This window comes from Desulfobacter latus (assembly GCF_013389365.1).
GTDB classification, from domain to species: domain Bacteria; phylum Desulfobacterota; class Desulfobacteria; order Desulfobacterales; family Desulfobacteraceae; genus Desulfobacter; species Desulfobacter latus.
Map to the genome: position 1 here is coordinate 14155 of NZ_JACADJ010000029.1, position 20076 is coordinate 34230.

The following is a 20076-nucleotide window of genomic DNA, read 5'->3' on the forward strand; positions in this document are numbered from 1 at the left end:
TTTGGCCCGTTTCAGCTTTGTACCCAGTTTAGCATGGGATTCCAGGGCAGATCGTAATTAACCATCCGGGAACAAAATTGGATATTGCGCCCTTCCCCGCCGATTTCCGTGGTGACCAGTACCTGGATATTATCTTTAAATGCCTCAATGGCCGCATCCTTTTTATCATTGGTCATGCCGCCGTGGAAAAGAACAAATGAGACATCATTCCGTTCCAGAAAGTCAGCCAAATGATCCAGGGTCGCCGTATATTTCACAAAAACAATGAGCTTTTCGCTGTTCGCTTTGATTAGTTTCAGTAACGCCATGTTCTTGGGGGTATCCGCCGTTGTCCGGCACAGGTCCCGAACCGCTTTGATCTCTTTTTCAATCTCCGGCAGCCATGACCGGCTGTCAAGCATCCGGTCCAGGGTGGCTTCCACCGCCTTGGGAGATGATCCGGCCTGGGCCAGCAGATTTTTAATCATCAATTTGACCCGCCCCTTTTGCTGATCATTGAGCAGGTGTAAAAGAACCTGAAGCCGGTCATAAAAAGCCGTTTCATCTTTTGTGGGCGCAATGCGGATGGTGGTCGCAAACCGGGGCGGAATATGAATCCCTGCCAAGGCCCGGGTATTCCGGATCATCACCTCGCCTAACAGATGTTTGAGCATTTCTCTGTTCCGGGGGTCTGTGGGATCTCCGCGCGTCATGAACCGCTCCCTGAAAGAGGTCGCCGTCTCAAGCTGCCCCGGCTTGAGCAGGGTAATCAGGTTGTACAGTTCCATGAGGTTGTTTTCCACGGGCGTAGCCGTAAGTAAAAGGATAAATTTTTTCTTCAGGGCATTGACCAGCTTGAAATTCAACGTGGATTTATTTTTTAAATGATGGGCTTCATCAACAATCACCATGTCATACTCCCGGGTGGTGATCAGATCCCAGTTTTTCTTTGACTTGGCCTGGTTGATGGACGCCACCACAATCTTTTGCTCCCAGAAGTCATTGTCCCCGGATTTAAATTCCGGACTGTCGGTTGACGGCACCTTGAGGTTGAATTTGGATGCCATTTCCGTCTGCCACTGGGAGACCAGAGGGGTCGGGGTCAGAATCAATGCGGTCTTCACCATGCCCCGGCGTAAATATTCCGACAGGATGATCAACGCCTCAATGGTTTTGCCCAGCCCCACCTCATCGGAGAGCAGTGCCCGTCCCCTGAATTGCTTGAGTACTTTTTTGGCGGTTTCTTCCTGGTACCAGAACGATTTGATTTCCGTAAGTCCCGGCAGGCAGATCAGGGTTTCATTGGAATGGTTTCTATTTATAAGCAATCTGGTGTCTGCCCCGGGATTTGGCCTCATACATTTTTTTATCCGCCGCATCAATCAAATTTTTCGGGGTCAAGGAGATATCCTTATCATCCGGTGTTACCGTGGCAATGCCGATACTGATGGTGACATGCGAGGCCACCGACGATGCCCCATGAAAAATGGCAATGCCATCCACGGCCTTCTGAAGAGTCTTTGCCATTGCCACAGCTTTATCAGATTTTGTATCCGGAAGTACAACGGCAAACTCCTCACCACCGTACCGGCCGATGAAATCACCTGCCCTTCTGAGGGTCCGTGCCATGGCCGAAGCAATACGTCTCAGGCATTCATCTCCTTTTCCGTGGCCGTAGGTATCATTATACGCTTTAAAATGGTCAACATCGATAAACAGCAGGGAGATGGGATACCCTGAACGACCTGCCCGTCGCCATTCTTTTTCAATGACTTCATTGAACCGTCTTCGATTGGGGATTTCAGTCAAGGCATCAATAAATGCATATTTTTCAAGCAGTTCCTGTTTCCGTTTAAGGTTAAGGTGGAGTTTTACCCTGGCTTTGACCATGGGCGGATGAAAAGGCTTGGTAATATAGTCCACGGCCCCCAGGGCAAATCCTCTGTTTTCGTCCATGACTTCAGAAACCGCTGTGATGAAAATTATAGGAATATGCTTTGTTCTAGGATCTTCCTTGATTTTGGCACAAAACTCGTATCCATCCATATCCGGCATAAGAATATCAGATAAAATAATATCCGGTGGCGAATCCGAAATAGCCAGCTTCAAGGCGCGCTGGGCATTTCTTGCTGCGGCAATTTTATAACCGCTGCGAAACAATTCCATCAGCAATTCAATATTTTGTTTATTATCATCAACGATCAGCAACTTTTCCCGATGCGTTTTGCTGTCCCCTTGGGTCTCCATATACTTATATCCTAATATATATTTTTAACAGCCTGTTGAGGTGGTTATGGGCGTTCCTGGGCTGTTTTTTCTTTTACGATCCGGAACATCTCTTCTATCATATCAGATGCCTCATCAATTGCAAAATCATCCATTGCATCCATTAAATTCCGACAACGCGCTTCTCCCAGGACTGTTTTAAAATCCCGGGCAATGCGGTCTACCATATCCCGGGCCGCATCCAGATCGTCATCCAGCATGGGGCCGAGGCGGGCCAGTATCTTAACCAAGGCACCCATATCCTGGGCCGGGCCGGGGCTGCTGTTTTGATCCTGTTGGACTTCAAAGGGTTTGCCGTCATCTTTTTTGTCTATATGTTTCTTTATACCCGAGAGTACCTGATCCAGTTCATGGCAGAATGGTTGCCAGACCTGGTCCGGTACGTTTATCTCTCCCTTGCTTTGTTTTAACGCGTCAATGGCCTGCTCCAGGTCGGAAGCCCGGTTGCAAAGGGCTTCTGCACCGATGTTGCCGGAGACCCCTTTAATGGAATGGGCTGTAATTCTAGCATTGTCTATGGCTTTGGGCAAATCTTTTTTTTGAGTCAAAAAAAGGGTCAGTTCATCCCGGGCATGTCCAAAATCCCTGATAAAACTTCTGAGCAATTTTTCATATAATTTTTCATTGTTATTGGCACGGTAAAGCCCATGGGCCACGATAATACCCGGAATTTCAAATGGGGGGGCTTTATCCCCCGGTTCTCCCTCCGGCTTCTCAGGCTCTCTCTTTTGGGGCACAAGGGTTTTTGATTTCCTGGATGCCGGCTCGTTGCTGTCTATGCTCCATCGGGCCAGCGTCTGAAACAGGTTCTCGGGATCAATCGGCTTGGTCACATAATCATCCATACCGACATCAAGACACTTTTCCCGATCTCCTTTAAGGGCGTGGGCTGTCATCGCAATGACGGGTAAATCCGTGTACCGGGGATCTTTGCGGATATAAACGGTCGCTTCAAATCCATCCATTTCAGGCATTTGAATATCCATAAGCACTGCGTCGGGCCTTAACCGATTCCGGTTGTGGGGCTCAATACCCAAAGATGCCAGGGCTTCCTTTCCATTCACAGCCATATCCACCTCAAGTCCTGCGCTGTTGAGCCATTCCAGGGCCACTTCCCGGTTGATTTCATTGTCTTCAACCAGGAGGATATGTTTGCCTTTGAGTTGTTCGTTTTCCAGACTTTTCAGGGCCGGCATCCGGGTACCGGGTTTGGCTATCTGGGCCTCATGCCTGCCGAAAAGCTCCATGATGGTATCAAAAAGAAATGACTGGTTTACCGGCTTATGCAGAAACGCATCCAGAAATTTCCGGTCAGCCTGATGGATGAGATCTTCCCGGGCATGGGCCGAAACCATGCATACGATGGGGGTCTTGTCCAGTTCCATATCCAGCTTGATTTTACGTGAGGTCTCAAGGCCATTCATTTCCGGCATTTTCCAATCCATCAGCACCAGATCAAACGGGGCGGTTTTTGCCTGTTTTCTGAGCAGATCCAGGGCTTGTGCCCCGGACTGGGCAGTGACCGCCTCCATGTGAAAGGATTGGATAATACCGGCCAGAAGCTCCAGGGACGTCCGATTATCATCCACAATCAGCACCTTTAATCCACGTAGATCCTTGGGGGGATTCAACCGGATCTGGTCCTTTGGGGGCTGACATTTCAGGGGGAGAACAAATGAAAAGCAACTCCCTTCCCCCGGGGTGCTGGTCACGGTAATCTTCCCGCCCATGAGGCGGACAAGTTGTCTGGAAATGGTCAGCCCCAGTCCGGTTCCACCGTATTTGCGGGTAGTAGAACCATCTGCCTGGGTAAAGGATTCAAACAGGGTCTCCAGGCGGTCGGCCGGGATGCCGATGCCTGAATCCCGGACTGAGAACCTGAGCCACTGAACAGATTCGCCCTTATCCTGATCTTTTTGAGTTGCCTTTTCAAGGTCTACCCTGACGACAACCTCTCCTTCCCGGGTAAACTTAATGGCGTTGCCCACCAGATTGATCAATACCTGACCAAGGCGAACCGAGTCTCCAATGACTGCGACAGAGACGTTTTCATCAATGGAGAGCAAAAATTCAAGCCCTTTTTCATCGGCATTAAAGGCAAATATTTCAGAAACATTGGCCATGAGATCATACAGGGAAAATGGGGCCTGCTCCAGCTCCAGCCGTCCGGCTTCAATTTTGGAAAAATCAAGGATATCATTGATGACCGCCAAAAGGCTTTTGGATGAAATGGTGATTTTTTGTAAATATTGCTGCTGGGAGTCCGAAAGCTCAGTCCGTGCCAGAAGATCCGTCAGGCCCATTACCGCATTCAGGGGGGTGCGGATTTCATGGCTCATATTGGCCAGAAATTCACTCTTTGCCTGGGATGAGGCCAGGGCCGCCTCTTTTTCCCGTTCAGCCTTTTCCTGCTCAATGCGCTGGGTGATATCCCGGATACTGCCCTCGATAATTTTTCCCTCCCCATTGGATTGGCCGTAATCACAGAGATGGATATTCAATTCCACCATAATACCGGAACCGTCTTTTTGTTTCAATTCCACCTGAAGGCCTGAGATCCGTTCCTCTTGTTTCAGGCGCCGGACAATTTGTCGCCGGTCTTCCGGATTTTGGTAAATATTGCCAATGCTGCCGTCAATGGCTGCCGTCATCTGATCAATACTCTCGTACCCAAGCATTTTAACCATGGCTGTGTTGGCGGTTAGCAACCGGCCTTCAGGGGTGGTCTGGAATATGCCCTCTGAGGCATTTTCAAAAATGTTTTTATATTTTTCAACCATGAGTTTCAGGTTGTCCTGCTCCTGCTGCAAATGCGCTGCCATCCGGTTCATCGCATCAGCCAATATAGCCGGTTCCCTGCCCGCAGGAATTTTAAGGCGGTAGCCCAGGTCCCCTGAGGTAATGGCTTGGGCCCCCTTTTGCATCAAGGTTAAAGGTGCGCCGAACAACCGTCCGATGAGCATTGCACCGCCCAGAATCAAGGGAAGGGTGGCCAGAAAGATCATCAACGACTTAAATAAAAGCCGTTCCTGGTACTGGGCGATGGTGGCTGCCGAAATATCTACCCCCACAACACCGGCCCGGCGCCCCTGGGAATCATAAAAAGGGGCATATCCGGAAAGCCAGGACCCCCATTGATCCTGATAAGCCGACGCCTCAATCACCGGCGTGCGCATATCAAGAAAATGTTTGGTTAAACGTGGTCCGGCATCGGTATATATATCCCCGAGTCTGGCCATTTGGCCGGGATCGGCTTCGGCATCAACCACAAACATAATTTGGGGGGCGGTTTGGGGCGTGCCATAATCCTGATCTCCTGGGGTCTGGGTAGTCCTCATGGTGTAAATAAAATGAATATCGCTTGCCGCATCCCGAATCTTCTGCAATGTCTGTTTGAGTTCTTTATAAATTTTTGAATTTTGAGCCGAGAGTGGGGTTTGCTGCCGGGAAATTGTCAATAATTGCTCGTGAAGATCTGCGTCAATGCTTCTGGCGGAGATGGCGACAATATCATGAAGCCGTTGTTGAATGTCCTGTTTTACCCGTTTAGATGCCGCCTGGTAAAGGGTAACGGTGATAATTATGTTTATCAGCATCGAAAGTATAAGAAAAACGATAATCAGATAGTGTGAAATTTTCAAATTTCGGTAAGATAATGCAGATCCCAAAGTTCTCGTAACCCCCTACTTTTTAATATTCAACATATCCCTGAAATTCACATCGATACCCAGAACCCCTGCGGTTCTTCCATCCGCATACCTGAGGGGCAGCGATACGGTAAAGCAGAATTCCCGGGTAGCCGATGACCGGTATACTTTTGACACAAAAGGGGTGCTGTTGCCAAGCCCTTTGTTGAACCACTCCTTGGCGGACCAATCATTGCCTAAGCCTTTTGTGAGCCCTTTTTTTTCTGCCGCCACCTTTGCATAAATATTGGAGGTAACCTGTCTGCCGTTGGTATCCGTAATATACGCCAGTTCAATAAATGAGAACCTGTCAAGGAATGTCATCAACGCTTTCTCCCGGATATCAAGGTTGCCGTTTATCAGATTTGTATCCGCCGCCATTTCAAGGGCGGCTGCTTTAGCACTTTCGTGGCCGGAAATATGGAACCCCCCAACGTCTGTCACCATACCATCACAGGCGGCAGTTACTCGGTCCGCAATGGTCAAAATGGTGTTTACTTCACCTGTCTGACGCTTGGAGGCGTCTTTAATTTCAGCGATATTCACTGTTACCCCTTTTATGTTTTCGGCCTGTTGTTGCGCAGCACGGCTGATGGTATCCAGGTCTTCGGAAAGAGGCCTGAACTGGAAACAGACATGATCCAGAGCGATATTTGCATCCAGGATCTGTCGTTCACAGTCCGTGACATGTTGTTCTACCGTATCCACGGCTGCAATGGTTTCCGTTATTTTTTCCCCCAGCAGATCCAACCGCTGCCTGATATCATTCGTGGCGTCTTTAGACTGTTTTGCCAGGTGTCCGATTTCTTCGGCGATTACTTTAAACCCTTTGCCGTCGGTCTGCCCTCTGGCGGCTTCGATACGGGCGTTGAGAGAAAGAATGTTGGTCTCATCGGAGATGGCGTTGATGGTATCTGATATGGAACTGATGGAGGCGGAATTCTCTTTGAGGGCCTGGATGGTCTCCACGAGAATACCGACCTGTGACTTGATCTCGTTGAATCCGGTTTTACTTAGATTCCCCTGGTTCATGGCGCTCTCCACATCGCCCTTCATGGCCGTAAAATTTTGATTCAGTTCAGCCGTACTGCTTAGAATCTCCTCAATTCCCAGGGTGATCCTGTCCCCGGCCTTGCTAATGTCAGCCACATGAGCTTCTTGTTCGCCGGCCAGCCGTCCAAAAGTCTTGGAAAAGGCGGTGAGTTCAGGGGCCAGTCCGGCCAAGGCGACGATATGTCTTAAAATGGCGGTAATGGTACGGTTAAGCTTTGCAAAAAACGTATTGAAAATATTAACCACCCTGGCTTCAGGCACCCCTTCTTCCACAGAATGGGCCATGGTCAGATCCCAGGTGCTTTCCAGCATTTTTTCTATTTCATCTATTGGGTCAGATCCTGTTGTCGTCATCCTGTTTTTCATCAATCTGAATAACATCCTACTTCTCCTATTTATCTTAAATCCGTATTTCATGTCTTTTATTGCAAAGCAAATATACAAATTCAATGCCGGTTAATCAACCGGCTGGAAAAGGTCGCTTTTAAGGAATTATTGGCCTTCAATGGTTTTATTACAATTATGTATTAAGAACTATCCAATAAATTACATTTTTGAAAAGTATACTATTTATCCGCACGTCAACCAAGCGATATCCTGGATCTGGCATATAATTTGCTTTTTGCTTAATGTTCGGTTTCGATGAGGGAAGGTCCATTATGGGCAAATACATGAAATTGTAATGCAATAAAAAATTTTGGCAGCCGAAATGAAGCAGACACTGACGCTTGACCTGAATTATATCCGGCAATGGGCGGAATATCGCGCCCCTTTCATGACCGGTAAATTCAACACCCTGAATTTGATGACGGCCCTGCAGCCCATTTACAGCCTTGCCCACAAACGGGTGGTCGGCCATGAAGCACTGGTCCGTATCCAGGATCAAGGCGGGGTCCCCGTCTCACCGGCCATCCTTTTTGACCAGGAACGCTCCGCCACCGAAGTCATTCACTTAGACCGGCTCTGTCGGTTTATCCACCTCCACAACTACCGGCTCATCAACACGCCCATTAACTGGCTATTCCTCAACGTCTCCCCCGTCACCATCAGCAGTGGAAGAAAAGCATACGGCGCATACTTCAATGAGCTATTGAAGTTCCATGACTTTCCCCCCCACCGTATTGTGATCGAGATCGTGGAGAACCCCATCGTTGAAAACGGCCTACTTATGGAAACCGTTGCCTTTTTCAAGGAACTCGGCTGTCTGATCGCGATTGATGATTTCGGGGCCGGACACTCCAACTTTGACCGGATCTGGAGCCTCCAGCCGGATATTGTCAAGCTGGACCGATCCTTCTTATCCTTTTTGGTCCAGGCCGATCGCAACCCTGAAATCAGGCAAATTCTTTCCGGTATTGTGACACTTCTCCATCAAGCCGGGGCCCTGGTACTCATGGAAGGGGTTGAAACCCGGGATCAGGCGATGATCGCCATCGAAAGTGATGTGGACTTCGTACAGGGATTCTTTTTCGGCAGACCTTTTACCAACCTGAAACAACCGCCACCGGCGTTCAACGGATTCAACGGCCTCCTGGCGGATTTCAAAAGCGAGTCGCATTCCAGCGAAAAAAAATTCAGGCAACGTATCCGGACATACCGCACATTGTTTGAGCGGGCCGTCTCCATGTTCAAAGCGGGAAGCGCCATGGATACCGCCTGCAGGGATCTGTTGTCAACGATCGACGTTGTTCGCTGCTACTGCATTGATACCGAAGGCATACAGATCGGCCAGACCCTGGTGACTGCTAAGTATGACGCCATGAGAGACAAGCGCTTCAAACCCCTGGAAGATGCAAAAAGTGCAGACTGGTTCCGTCGCCATTACCTCAGACGCGCCATCTACCATCCTGACCAGATCCAGGTCACCCGACCCTATCTCTCCATTGCCGGGGCGCATATGTGCGTGACCCTGTCCATGAAGTTTACCTGTCCGGACGGAGACTGCATATTGTGCTGCGATCTGAAATTTTAGACGTGCAAACGGTCTTCTTCTTTTGCATCCAGTCTTCCGCATCCCGGGCAGACAAGGGTTTTGAGTAATAATATCCTTGGATAAAATTGCAATTTAAGCCGCGCATGATTTCGAGCTGCTCATGGTCTTCAATGCCTTCAGCCACGACTTTAAGATCCAGGTTCCGGGCCAGGATGATAATGGCTTTAGCAATCTGCAGATTCTCATGACTGGTATTGATCTCATCCACAAAAATCTTGTCGATTTTGAGACAGTCCAGGGGGAAATTTTTCAAGTAGGCCAAAGAAAAATACCCAGCTCCGAAATCATCAATGGCAATTTTAATCCCGATTTTCCTGAGCCGGTTGAGATGAACGATCATGACTTCGGGCTTTTCAATAACACTGCCTTCAGTCAGCTCCACCATCAGACAGCCGGGAGGGAGATCCGTTGCCCTGAGGGCATTTTCAATGATCTGCTCAAGATCGTTGTGGACAAACTGTTGGGCGGATATATTTACGCTCATGGTCAGATTCAGGGCCCCGGGGATACGGGCCCGCCACGCTTTCAGCTGACGGCAGGCGGTTTCAATGACCCATTGGCCAATGGGAACAATCAGTCCGGTCTCTTCGGCAAGGGGAATAAAATGACTGGAAGGGACCTTTCCTTTTACAGGGTGCGCCCATCGGATCAGGGCTTCGAAGCCTTGCAGGGCTTCGGTTCTGGAACAGATAATGGGCTGATAAAAGAGGGTAAACGCATTGCGTTCAACTGCCTTTCTCAGGTCATTCTCCAGTTCCTGGGCCTCATGGGTGATCCGGTGCAACTTCTTACTGAAGACCTTGAACCGTGACTTACCGCTGGTTTTTGCCCGGTACATGGCAATGTCGGCATCCCTGAGAATATGATCGGGCCTGGTGTAGCGGGATGCCTTGAGAATGACGCCGATACTGGCGCTGATAGAGGCCTCGGTGTCTTGAAGCGTGAATGGCCGTGCCGCCTCATTTATGAGCCGCCAGGCAATGGCGACAATCTCTTTAGGACCGGTGATGTCTTCCAGGAGAACGGCAAATTCATCCCCGCCGAGGCGTGCAATGGTATCCACGGAACGGAGGCAGCCCAGGAATCGCTGGGCGACTTTCCTGAGAAGGATATCACCGGCCTGGTGGCCCAGATTATCGTTTACCCACTTGAAACCGTCCAGGTCGATCAGCAAAACGCTAAAGTTGAATTGTTCCTTTCGCTGCTTTCTTTTAAAGGCGTGTTCCAGCCGTTCCATGAAAAGTACCCGGTTGGGGATGCCGGTCAGGCTGTCATAAAAGGCTTTGTGGTAAAGCTCGTCCTCCATGGCCTTGCGCTCGGTAATATCCTGATAGATATAGAAAACCCCTTCAATCGCATTATTGACAATCAGGGGAAACCCCATCAGGGAAACCGGTATCAATTTTCCGGTATGGTGTTTTCTGTGTGTCTCCTTTTCAATGCTTTTACCACTGAGAATGGCCTGCCTGAGCGTAACGCTTTCAAGGCAGAGGTTATCTGGTACAATGAGGTCAATATTACAGGCCCCCACCACTTTTGCGGCAGGATAGCCGAACAATGATTGAAACCCTTTGTTGGCCCTGGTGATACGTCCGTTCATATCCGTTGACACCACAGCCTGGGGGGAGCCGTCGAACAGCTGTTGAAAGGTGGCACCGATCCGGTGAAGCGCATCCATCATCTTATTATAGCGTGTGGCGATAACCCCGGTATCCGTGAAGGGATCGGCCGGTACCCGCAGCGTAAGGTCCCCTGTTTTTTCCTGAATTTCCATGACCCTGAGAAAATCCGCCGTCTCTGTTTTTGCGCCGTGTTCGGAAATATTCAGGCCGATATATTCGTCTTCGGGAGAGACCCGGAGCGGAGCGTTTCGGTTTATTCCCCGGATAATGAAACACGGTATGAGAAACGCCACAACAAAAGCGGCAACAATGCCGGTCACCTGGACCATTAATTGCGGAAGAAACCCAAGGCCGGTGCCAAGAATTTCAGGGTCTCCAAACAGTGCCGCGGCCAGGGTCCCCCAGATACCGCAGCCCAGATGAACCGGGACAGCGCTGACAGCGTCATCAATGCGGTAATAAAGAAGAATATCTTCAACAACCAGACAGACCCCGCCGGCAATGGCGCCGATCACGACCGATTCCGAAATACTGACACAATGGCAGCAGGCAGTGATGGCAACAAGCCCCCCTAAAGAGCCGTTGATGAGAAAAGAAATCTTGGAGATCCGGTTCAACAGATAGCCGATCGAGAGTGAAAATATTGATCCTGAGGCCGCCGCCATCATTGTATTAACGATAATTCCCGGAACCCGGACATCCATTGTCAACGTGGAACCGCCATTGAACCCGATCCAGCCGATCCAGAGAAGAAGCGTGCCGAGGACTGAAAGGGGCAGATTGCTTCCGCATATTTCTACGGGCTTCCCGTCTGGTAAAAACCGGCCTTTTCTTGGGCCGATAATAATGAGAACAGCCAGTGCCATCCAGCCCCCGACACTGTGTACCACGGTTGAACCGGCAAAATCAACAAAACCGGCCTCCCCCAGCCATCCGGAAAAAACGCCTGCGTCTATACCGTTCCAGGCCCAATGACCGAATAGGGGATAAATAAAGGCGGACATCAATATGGCAATAATCAGGTAAGAGGAGAACTTAATCCGTTCGGCCACCGCACCGGAAAAAATAGTGGTGGCAGTACCGCAGAACATTGCTTGAAACAAAAAAAAGGATACCAGGTGGAAATTGTTGCCGAATTCGGGGATGAAGTTGTCGGTGCCAACGATGCCGCTAAAAGAAAGGCCGAACATCATACCAAAGCCGACCAGCCAGAAAAGCATGACGGAAAACACAAAATCAGCCAGATTCTTGATGGCGACATTGATGCTGTTCTTCTGGCGGGTAAGCCCGGATTCAAGGCACATGAAGCCGGGTTGCATTAAAAAGACAAGAACTGCTGAAACAATGACCCAGAAATTATCAACAATGGAATTTCCCATAACCGACTCTTTGATTCTAATAATTTTCAGCTTTTGTTTACACGCGATCATCAAGGTACAGACAAATCTGCAATGCCTGGTACCATTTTCAACTTTTAACAAAAGCAATTAGCGCGCCAGATGAGAACAATCCCTATTATTGGTGCTACTTTCACACAGTTGCAAAGATTATCATGCCGGAAAAGCATTCTAAAATTTCTTTTTTGTTATTTAATCGAAGCAACAATCACATTAATGTAATTGAATAGATGATATAGAAATTTCCACCACCTACTACCCAGCACCCAGCACCCAATACCCAATACCCAGCACCCACCACAAAGTGATCCGGATCAATCAACGGCATCGTTCATCCAGCAATTTTATCAGCTGATTTGTTTCAGGTTTGGTGACATATGTATCAGCCTGGACACCTTCGCATTTTGCAATCATTTGTTTATTGATCAGGCTTGAAAACATCACAACAAAAAGCTCTCGAAGGTTCTTGTCCTGCTTCACATTTCTGCATAGGCTCAATCCGTCCATCCGGGGCATTTCGATATCACTTATCAAAACAACCTTATCTAAATTTTGTTCACCGTTGCTGAATTTGATTTTTAGATACTTAAGCGCTTGGGCCCCATCCACAAACTCCGTAATATTTGAAAACCCGGCTGATTTTAAAGCGTTGGAAACACCTTTTCGAATAGTGGGAGAATCATCTGCGAAAATAATCTGCAGTTGATCTCTTGCAATATCTTCAATTTTAAGAAGATTCTGTTCATTAATGTCTTCAATGATAAGATCAGGGAAAATATTTGAAAGAATATGTTCAAGGTCGATAACAAGTATTTGATCTTCTTCAATATCAACAGAGCCTGTAAAATAATCAGTATTCCAGATCGCCTGATCAAATGGCACCAGATCTTTCCAGGACAATCGAAATATGCGTTTAACACCTTGAACTTTAAAACCATTTACAGCATTGTTAAATTCAGTGACAACAATGATTTCTTTTTCACTTTTATGTGTTACTTCGATATCAAGTATTTGCGCTAAATCCATTACCGGTATTGTACGGTCCCTGTATAAAAGCATACCAAGCACACCCGGCACCTTATTGGGTAACGCCGTAATGAGATTGGGATCATATTGTTGAATCGACTGGACTTTGACAACATTAATCCCGAATGACTGGCCATTTATTAAAACTGCAAGAAGCTCCATCTCGTTAGTGCCTGACTCAAGCAATATACCCTTTTCACTCATACACATTCTCCCAATTAGGCCTTAGTCATAAACATTTTCTGTAACACCAAGCATGTTCGATCCGCAATGTTTAAAATATCTTCAACATAATCAACCGCGCCAATCTGCCTGGCCTCTTTGGGCATCCCATACACAACACTGGAAGCCTCATCCTGGGCAATTGTTACGGCACCTGCTTTTTTCATCTCAAGCAAACCCTGGGCCCCATCTTTTCCCATACCGGTTAAAAGGATACCCAATGCATTTGCACCGGCATACCTTGCAACGGATCGAAACAGAATATCAACCGCCGGTCTCTGATAATGGACAAGTGGCCCGGTTTTAACCGCCACGTAATATCGGGCACCGCTTCTTTTTAAGAGCATATGATAATTACCTGGGGCGATAAGAACGATGCCGTTTGTTACCGTATCTCCGTTCCGGGCCTCTTTGACGGTCACCTGACACAATTCATTTAAACGTTCTGCAAACGAGGTGGTGAATTTAGGAGGCATATGTTGCACCACGACCATACCGGGAGAATTGTGCGGCATTGCGGTGACGACTTTTTTAATCGCTTCGGTTCCACCAGTGGATGCGCCGATCGCAATGATTTTGTTTGTCGTTTCCGCCAATGCCAGGGATGGTTTAGCAATAGACGCGCTCAACCGGTTAACGACCGTTTGCTTTTTTAATTTCACACCATGAACGGCCCGGATCTTTTCTGCAAGCTGCACACTCATATCACCGACTGAATACGCCGCACTGGGTTTGGAAATCACCTCCAATGCCCCCATGGACAAGGCTTCCATGGCAAGCTTACTGCCTTTTGCTGTCAAAGAACTGACGATGATCACCGGAAGCGGATAATATTTCATCAATTTTTTCAAGAACGTGATACCGTCCATGCGCGGCATCTCTATATCAAGCGTGATAACATCAGGATTCAACTTTATAATTTTATCCCGGGCGACGTAAGGATCTGGTGCCGTATCAATAACCGTTATTCCTTTTTGCCGATTCAACTGCTCTTTGAAAATTTTCCTTACAACCGCAGAATCATCCACCACCAGTACCTTGATATTGTTCGCCATTAAGAATCCTTTTCCCTTGATGAGATCATTTTTGAGAAACAATAGAAAAAATGCCGTCTACATCTAAAATAAGTCCCACCTTTCCGTCAGCCATAATCGCACCGCCGGCAATACCCTGAATATCATCCATACTGTGGCCCAGGCTTTTGATGACGTACTCATCTTTACCCAGAAGTTCATCTATCAAGATGGCTCTTTTTTCCTCTTTTGATTCAACCACCACAACCAAACACGCATCTATGGATTTTTTGTTGTTACTGGTTCCGTAAATCTCATTCAATCGTATGAGAGGGATCAGACTACCCCGGTCTTTGACCATTTCTCCTTTATTTTCTACAGTAAAATATTCGCCCTGCCCTGGTTTGAAGGCTTTCTGAATTGCAATGGTGGGAATGACATATCTTTCATCATCTACGCCGACCAGCATACCGTCAATGATCGCAAGTGTCAGGGGCAAGCTGATAATAAATTTAGTGCCCTTTCCTTTTTTTGACTCAATGCTAAGATGACCGCGGAATTTTTCAATACCATCTTTAACCACATCCATACCTACCCCGCGACCGGATACGTCTGTTACCTGTTTTGCCGTGGAGAATCCCGGCTGCATGATCAGATCAAATACCTGGGCATCGGTCATTTGCTCATCGCCTTGAATCAATCCGGTTGATTGGGCTTTTTCCAATATCTTATCTTTGTCCAGGCCTTTACCGTCGTCTTCAATTTCAATGACAATATTCCCGCCTTTATGATAGGCGTAAAGATGTATATTGCCCTGGGCAGGCTTGCCTGCTTCTGATCGTTCCGAGAGTGCTTCAATTCCATGGTCGCAGGCATTCCTGATCATATGTACCATGGGCTCATAAAGGGCATCGACGACATTTCTGTCAATCTCAGTATCTTCTCCGGTCATGGATAAATGGATCTCTTTTCCGGATTTTCGAGAAAGATCGCGGACCAGGCGGATCATCTTCATAAATGTTGCCTTAATTGGAATCATACGCATGGACATGGCAATATTCTGCATATTGTTTACGATCTGTCCCAATTGCGAAACCGTCTTACTGATAAGGGCATCCGATTGAGTCTGCTGCCGGAGCATGGATTGCGCAATAACAAGTTCTCCGGCATAATCCACAAGATCATCCAGTTTCTGCGTGCTGACCTTTACCTGCACATCCATTTTCTTTTTAACGGGAGACTGCTCCATCAAGGCTGAGGCAACCTGTTCAGGTGCCAGCTTTTTCTCTTCAACCAGAATCTCCCCGAGTTTTTTATGCGAATTTTTATTTTGAATTTCAAGCGCCTGATCGAGGTCGGAATACGTCAGCTCTTTTTTACGGACAAAGATTTGCCCCAAAGGCTCTTTTCCGCCTTTGGTAAGGGATGTCTGAAGATACGTGAGATGACGCCGTAAAGCATCGACATCAATATCATCATCCGACGCGCTGTGACCTGTCTGAATACCCTGCTTTACCCTGTCAAGAAGCGCCTTCAGGGTGTCTACAGACGCCAGAATCGTATCTGTGACGCTATGGCTGATAATAAAATCACCACTTCGGGCACTGTCCAACAAATTTTCGGTGGCATGGGCAAGCTTGTTGATTTTCGTCAGGGATAAAAACCCGGAAACCCCTTTTATTGTATGAAACGGCCGGAATATGTCATCAATGATATCTGTATTTTCCGGATCATGTTCCAGCTCGATCAAGGAGACTTCAATTGTATTCAAATTTTCTTCCGCCTCTGAAATAAAATCAGTGAGGATTTCCATGTCATCATCAGAAATTTTTTCAGGGGCGCTTTGAATGGTATGATCGGTGTCTTCTTTTTCGATTTGCGCGGATTGTTCTTTAATATCATCTCTTGACAGATTCTCTTCCAGCATCTCAAGGACATCTGAATAGTCAAATGTAAATGCTTCCCCTTTTTTCGAATACGTCAATATGGATTTTAACAGGGTAATGACCTCTTCAACCGGATTTGTGTCATCCAGGTTTTTAAGCGTCATCTCCTCTATATATGCTTTGCAGCATTTTGAAATGTCACAAAAAATTTTAAGATCACTGTCTTGAGAAATATTGATCAGATCATCAAGGGTGTTGAGCATTTGTCCCAAATCAGGAATTTCCCCGGGGCAGAACCCGGCAATCAGCATGGATAACGCATCTAACTTCACCTCTAGTTCACTATATTCGCTATTCTCTGTTTCATCATCCGGTTTTTTTGTGACTTCCATCTCAATCGCCTTGTCGAGTTCGTTGGGATCAAGACGCTTTATCTGATCCCTGAACTCAGAAAGAATACGCTCCAGATCAGAAAACCGGCTGCCGTTAATCGTTGGTCCATTCTTTAAAATAGAATCAATGATATGTCTGGCCGTTAAGATTTTTTTTGCTTCGAAGTTCAAGGCGGCTTTCGTGCATTGGGTATGAATACATTTGAGGATCGGCAATAACCGTTTTAACGAATCCGGTTTATTCGGATCAGATAAGATAAGTTCGGAGATTAGACTTTCGGTCGTTGATATTATGATTTCATATGGCATATTTTTTTTCCAAATTTTATTAATTTGATTCAGCAATACAGAATATCCTGCGACACAGCAAAAGAGCAAGTTATTTAAGACCCATTCCGGTCATGATCATCGTTTGGCCCAAAATAAAAAATCTGGTTTGCTCATAACATCGGCCACAGCGTAGGTTGGGTTGAACGAAGTGAAACCCAACAACTTATCGACGTTGGGTTGCGTTCCTCAACCCAACCTACCGAAAACCCGTATGGCCTAAAATATGACCAAGGCCCCCATTCCTAAGCAATGCCTTGGCGTTCGTCTAATACGCGTCGAATTTCCAGTGCCATATCAGATATTACAACAGGTTTCATAAGAACGCCTTTGATCCCCAGGGTCTCTATGGTATCTTTGTTGATCCGTTCACTGAACCCGGTAACTATGATGATCGGGATATCCGGATTAACAGCCAACAATTCTTTTGCCAATTGATCTCCGGTCATGTTGGGCATGGTCATATCCGTGATCACCAGGTCAAATGCCCCGTCTTTTGCCTTGAACAGTTCCAGGGCTTCAATACTGCCGGTACGGGATGTTACCTGATAGCCAAGGCGTTCAATTATGGTTTTCTCCATCTGAACAATCGGTTTCTCGTCATCAACCAGAAGAATATGTTCAGTACCCGTGGGATTGATTTTCGTCTTTTGGGCAGTTGGGGGTTCAACCGCTTTTTCTTTTAAAGGAAGATAGACATTAAAGGTCGTTCCTTGCCCGATTTCACTGTACACTTTTATCTCACCGCCATAGGTATTAATAATGCCGTGAACAACAGAAAGCCCCAATCCCGTACCTTTGCCTTTCTCCTTGGTGGTAAAGTAGGGATCAAATATTTTATCGATGATGTCAGGGGCAATCCCTTCACCTGTATCGGAAACGGACAGCATCACGTATCGGCCGGGTTCGAGTGAAAAGGCCGGGATATCTTCCCGGCAAAATTCTTTTTCACAAAGCCTTAATGATATTTCTCCATGGTCCGGCGCAATGGCATGATAGGCATTGGTCATCAGGTTCATGAGAATCTGGTGCAGTTGTGTCGGGTTTGCCGTTATATAACCGCATTGGGAATTGATCTCCTGATGGATGGTTATATTGCTTGGGATGGTTGACCGGCACAGCTTCAACACCTCTTTGACAATACTTTGAAATCGGACCGGTATATTTTTGTCTTCGGATTGACGGCTGAAAGAAAGAATCTGCTTGACAAGCTCGGTCGCCCTTCCGGCTGCTGTCAGGATTTCCCTGGCATGTTGATATGCGGTGCTGTCTTCAGAAAAATCTTCCATCAGCATTTGTGAAAACCCAACAATCGGAAAAAGGATATTGTTAAAATCATGGGCAATACCGCCGGCCAGAGAACCAATGGATTCCATTTTTTGAGCTTGCTGCATCTGTTTTTGTAACCGAAACGCCTCTTGTTCCATTTTTTTCCGTTCGCTGATATCCCGTAAAATAGAATTAATGCCCTGTGGATGCCCCAGATCATCTCGACTGATGCTCTTTGAGAATTCCACCCATATCCGTTGGCCATCGGCAGTCAATCTTTCAGACTCATAACTGGCTACTTCCCCGGTTTCATGCAAACGGCGCATCATTTGTTCCCGTTCGGCCAGGCAATCTTCAGGGCAAAAGCGGGTGATGGGGGACCCCAGGGCCTCTTGTGCCTGGCAATTAAACATTTTTTCCGCGCTGGGGTTGAACACCGTGATCCTGTCATCCATATCCGTGGCCACCACCGCATCCACAGAAACCGCCAATACGTCTGCGTATCGACGTTCAACGGTTTTACGTTGATTATCGTTTTCAATGGACCACAGGGCAAAGGCAATGTCGCCGGCCACTTCCTTTATGAGGTCGTGTTCTTCGGCATCGTGGGCAAATTCGCTGGGACAGGAGAGGCTGAGCCAGCCAAAATTTCTGTCTGCGTAATTCAGTCCCACGCACAATCCGGCCCGAACGATATAGGAATCACTCAGTGGGCACCCCTTGCAATGGTGTAACGGATTTTCTTTTACCTGAACATTGCCGGACCTGTGCACCGCTTTGGCGCAGGCCGGTATATCCCCGGCAAGCAGACGTTCGGCCATGGGAATAAATTCGCCGTTAAACCCCACATGATAAAATGGTTCCTTTGGCCGCCCGTCCACGGTTAAAGCGATCCATGCGTTATAAAAGCCGCGGGTTTCCACCAGCAGGGCGCACGCTTTATTTAAAAGACGGTCCGAATCCTTTTCTCCGACAATGAGCTGGTTGACGTTACGGATGGCTGCCAGCACACGGTTCTGGTGGTCGAGGCGCTCCTGCAGTCTGACGCGGTTGCGGTTAAAGCGATCCAGCACAATCCCAACAAGCAAGGCGGCGATCACATAAAAGGATCTAAAAAACAGCTCTTTGGGGCTTGCCCCATGCACGGCAAGGCCCCAGAAGGTTTGTCCCGTATTGGGGAAAAAAAAGTAATTCGTCAGCACATCCAGTATCCACAAAACCAGGCCGAACAGCATGGCCGTGATATATATGACCATGGTATCGGCCTGGGCCCGTCGTGATGACAGGCCGAAAAAATGCCGGACAGATCCCAGGCTGAGGAGTACATAGGCCACCATCAGAAAAAGATAGGCCGTTACCGTGTGTTTGATGCCCACCGTCCGGAGCCAGGCCGAACTCACATGGTCCTGTAGCAGCAAGGAATCCCAGGGCGGTGGATTCAAAGAGAGCAGCCATGGAAATAGCATCAGAAAGCCAAGTTCACAAACGATACGGAACGGAATCTCCACGGCAAAGGATGTCATATACCAGGGCGAGCTGTCGGAGCGGCGGTCGGCCCACCAGCCGTGCCAGACAATCCATAAGGTGAAAATCGGTACCGCGTAAAAGATCCCCCAGCCGTCCCCGTACCAGAGCCACCACATGGTCTGGCATCCGCCGGCCAGGGCGCAAAGCAGTCCGTAGCGCCAGCCCCAGGCCAAGGCAATGATCAGGGGAAAAAATACCCCCGGCAGAATGCTGATTTTAAAGTCACCGGTTTTTAAAAATTCAATGTCCAGAAAATTAACGAAGAATCCGATCAATCCGAATATAACCGCCACGGTCACCTGGTAGGACCGCATTCCAGGAAATTTAAGCCCGGGAATCTGAGTCCAAAAATCGTTTTTGTATTTATCGTTGACCATTACACATTATCCAAAATCAAG

10 protein-coding genes are annotated in these 20076 nt (G+C 47.7%); 1 reads left to right on the forward strand and 9 read right to left on the reverse strand.

Annotated features, from left to right (window positions below):
• Positions 1–11: 11 nt before the first annotated feature.
• From HXW94_RS09825 to HXW94_RS09840, 4 genes are read right to left on the reverse strand one after another with little or no spacing between them, the layout of a single operon-like run.
• The gene (locus tag HXW94_RS09825; RefSeq protein WP_246293822.1) at positions 12–1337 is read right to left on the reverse strand and encodes a DEAD/DEAH box helicase; all 1326 of its coding nucleotides are present in this window, start codon (positions 1335–1337) and stop codon (positions 12–14) included.
• Complete coding sequence (locus HXW94_RS09830) at positions 1294–2226, reverse strand: GGDEF domain-containing response regulator (protein WP_178366727.1); 933 nt, start codon at positions 2224–2226, stop codon at positions 1294–1296. The genes HXW94_RS09825 and HXW94_RS09830 overlap by 44 nt, the downstream gene beginning before the upstream one ends.
• Positions 2227–2270: 44 nt before the next feature.
• Positions 2271–5933, reverse strand: a complete 3663-nt coding sequence (locus HXW94_RS09835) for a response regulator (RefSeq protein ID WP_218576655.1) — start codon at positions 5931–5933, stop codon at positions 2271–2273.
• A gap of 15 nt (positions 5934–5948) precedes the next feature.
• Positions 5949–7385, reverse strand: a complete 1437-nt coding sequence (locus HXW94_RS09840; RefSeq protein WP_178366729.1) for a methyl-accepting chemotaxis protein — start codon at positions 7383–7385, stop codon at positions 5949–5951.
• Between the two features lie 328 nt (positions 7386–7713).
• Here HXW94_RS09840 and HXW94_RS09845 point away from each other — a divergent pair, with 328 nt between their 5' ends.
• Positions 7714–8976, forward strand: coding sequence for an EAL domain-containing protein (locus HXW94_RS09845; protein WP_218576656.1), 1263 nt, complete (start codon positions 7714–7716; stop codon positions 8974–8976).
• On the opposite strand, the gene amt is transcribed toward HXW94_RS09845, so the two are convergent.
• The 5 genes from amt to HXW94_RS09870 all read right to left on the reverse strand — a co-directional run bounded on the left by amt (position 8927) and on the right by HXW94_RS09870 (position 20055).
• Entirely contained in the window at positions 8927–11998 is a 3072-nt protein-coding gene (gene amt / locus HXW94_RS09850) for an ammonium transporter (protein WP_178366730.1), read from the reverse strand. The two genes, HXW94_RS09845 and amt, sit on opposite strands and share 50 nt — an antisense overlap.
• Positions 11999–12334: 336 nt before the next feature.
• Positions 12335–13246, reverse strand: a complete 912-nt coding sequence (locus HXW94_RS09855; protein ID WP_178366731.1) for a chemotaxis protein — start codon at positions 13244–13246, stop codon at positions 12335–12337.
• A gap of 14 nt (positions 13247–13260) precedes the next feature.
• Positions 13261–14319 carry a protein-glutamate methylesterase/protein-glutamine glutaminase gene (locus tag HXW94_RS09860; RefSeq protein ID WP_178366732.1) on the reverse strand — a complete coding sequence of 353 codons (1059 nt, stop codon included), beginning with the start codon at positions 14317–14319 and terminating at the stop codon, positions 13261–13263.
• 25 nt (positions 14320–14344) lie between these two features.
• On the reverse strand, positions 14345–16726 hold the full coding sequence (locus HXW94_RS09865) for a chemotaxis protein CheA (protein ID WP_246293823.1): 2382 nt from the start codon (positions 16724–16726) through the stop codon (positions 14345–14347).
• Positions 16727–17127: 401 nt separating this feature from the next.
• Positions 17128–20055, reverse strand: coding sequence for a hybrid sensor histidine kinase/response regulator (locus HXW94_RS09870; RefSeq protein ID WP_178366733.1), 2928 nt, complete (start codon positions 20053–20055; stop codon positions 17128–17130).
• Between the last annotated feature and the right edge of the window lie 21 nt (positions 20056–20076).